The organism is Candidatus Cloacimonadota bacterium (assembly GCA_011372345.1).
Lineage (GTDB): Bacteria > Cloacimonadota > Cloacimonadia > Cloacimonadales > TCS61 > DRTC01.
The window spans coordinates 1-2,446 of sequence record DRTC01000189.1 but is presented as its reverse complement, the minus strand read 5'-3'; the positions used below and the strand labels follow the sequence as shown (position 1 = coordinate 2,446).

The 2,446-nt window shown below is 37.7% G+C and carries 2 protein-coding genes; both read left to right on the top strand.

Translation table 11 applies throughout. The features are described from left to right. Window positions 1-54 precede the first annotated feature (54 nt). Entirely contained in the window at window positions 55-1,818 is a 1,764-nt protein-coding gene (locus tag ENL20_03715; GenBank protein ID HHE37664.1) for an aminotransferase class V-fold PLP-dependent enzyme, read from the top strand. A 117-nt stretch (window positions 1,819-1,935) separates the two neighbouring features. Further along, on the top strand, window positions 1,936-2,310 hold the full coding sequence (locus ENL20_03710) for an endonuclease domain-containing protein (protein HHE37663.1): 375 nt from the start codon (window positions 1,936-1,938) through the stop codon (window positions 2,308-2,310). Window positions 2,311-2,446: the final 136 nt, after the last annotated feature.

The following is a 2,446-nucleotide window of genomic DNA, read 5'->3' as shown; positions in this document are numbered from 1 at the left end:
TAAAAAAAAATCTTTGCGTTCTTCGCGCCTTTGCGGTGATTAAAAGGAAAAAATATGAAACCAACAAAACTAATCGAAAACCTGGGATGGCTCCGAAAAGATATCATCGGACGCAACAAATTATTCCAGACACCTTTCGGAAAGAAACCGCTTGTTTATGCGGACTATACAGCCAGCGGCAGATGTTTGTATTCCATTGAAAACTTTTTACTGCACATCATGCAGTTTTACGCCAACACGCACACGGAAGACGATTTTACCGGCAAAACAATGACGACTCTCCTGCACGATGCGGAGATAATCATCAAAAAAATGGTCAACGCGGGAGAAACCGGAAAAGTAATTTTCACAGAATCAGGAACAACGGGTGGAATAACCAGGTTACAACAGATTCTCGGTGTTTATTGGCCTCCTGCAACCAGAAAGCGAATTAACGAGTTCCTGAAAAGTTGTGCTGATCGATATCCGGAAAGAACCAAATGTAGAACTGAATTACAGGATTATATTCATGATAACAAACCGATTGTTTTTGTAGGACCTTATGAACATCATTCCAACGAAATTATGTGGCGGCAGACTCTCTGCGATGTGGTTCAGATTCCATTGAATGATGAAGGTGAAATCTGTTTGATTGAATTGGAAAAAGCTGTTTCCAATAAAAAGTATGATGGTCGTCCTAAAATTGGTTCTTTTTCTGCTGCGTCCAATGTTTCGGGTATAAAGACACCTGTTTATAAAGTTGCGAAGATTTTGCACAGACACAATGCCCTTGCCTGTTTCGATTTTGCTGCCTGTGCACCTTATGTGGAAATAAATATGAACAAAGACGAGGAAAGTTACTTCGATGCGATTTTCCTTTCTCCACACAAATTTCTGGGTGGACCTGGAACTGCCGGTCTGCTGATCATCAATGAAAATATCTATCCAAAAGAACTTCCTCCCTGCGTCGCTGCTGGGGGAACAGTTGATTATGTCTCACTTTATCGTGAAAAATATATCGACAATATCGAAACAAGAGAAAAACCCGGAACTCCTGCCATATTGCAGGATATCAAGATTGCTCTGACTTTCCAAATCAAAGAAAAAGTAGGAATCGAAAATATCGAAACAATCGAACGATATTGGCTGGAAAAATTCTATTCCCGTTTTTTGAAAAACAAAAAAATCGTCTTTTACGGACCAACAGATATCGATAAAAAAGTGAATATCATTCCCTTCAACATCAAACATAAAGACCGTATCCTTCATCCTAAATTCGTAACTAAACTAATGAATGACCTTTTTGGAATACAAACGCGAGCCGGTTGTTCATGTGCTGGACCTTACGGACACAGACTGCTCGACATAAGTGATGAAATTTCCAAATACTATCAATGCCTGATCGGTGTTGATAAGTATTCCGGATTAAAACCGGGTTGGATTCGTTTCAATCTGCATTATGCACTTTCTCCGGAAGAATATGAATATATCGTCGAAGTGTTGGATTTCATCATTGAAAACGGACACTTATTCATTCCGTTTTATGAATTTGATTTCAGAACCGGTGATTGGTATCATATCGAGAACAGAATTACGGAAATGCCGATTGATCTGGATATTGAAGAACTTTTAAACAAAGAAAGATTTGAACTTGAATATACAAAAAATGTGAAAGAGATTTTTAAGAAGAATTTAAGCGAAGCAAAAGAAATAGTAAAAGAACTGAAAGAATCCGATAACTTCGGGAAATTTGAAGAGAATCTGGAGCGATTGATGTTTTTTTATGTAGTAAATTATGTTGGGAAGGATGTTGTGACTTGTAAACTTAAAATAGGATGAAATGAGAGAAGAACACACCTCCCGGCTAAAGCCGTACTCCTCTCAAGAGGAGATTTTCATATGATTCCCCTCTTGAGAGGGGTGCAACTTTAGTTGCGGTTTGTGTAAAAGATCGATATGAAAAAATCAAAATTCCTAGAATACAATCCCAAATTAAAAGAAAAAGCCAGAGAATTAAGAAACAACTCAACTTTATCCGAAGTTCTTTTTTGGAAAGAAATAAAGAATAAGAAGTTAAGATATGATTTTCATCGTCAAAAACCGATAGATAATTACATCGTCGATTTTTTCTGCCCAAAGTTGATGTTAGCGATAGAAATTGATGGTGCGAGTCATAACGACAAAGTTGAATATGATAAAGAAAGACAGGAAAAACTGGAAAGTTTGGGAGTACGATTTATTCGATTTAAGGATGAGGATGTGAAGAATAATTTGGAAGGATGTCTGGATATTTTGAAAGATTGGATTGAAGATAACACACCTCCCGGCTAAAGCCGTACTCCTCTCAAGAGGAGATTTTAAGGTGATTCCCCTCTTGAGAGGGGTGCAACTTCAGTTGCGGGGTGTGTAAAAAGAGGTTATAAATGTTAAAAATCAAAAAAGCACTGTTAAGCGTTTCCGATAAAAC

Coding starts and splice junctions, on each gene's coding strand:
- ENL20_03715 (HHE37664.1), top strand. CDS start 55: ATGAAACCAACAAAACTAATCGAAAACCTGGGATGGCTCCGAAAAGAT.
- ENL20_03710 (HHE37663.1), top strand. CDS start 1,936: ATGAAAAAATCAAAATTCCTAGAATACAATCCCAAATTAAAAGAAAAA.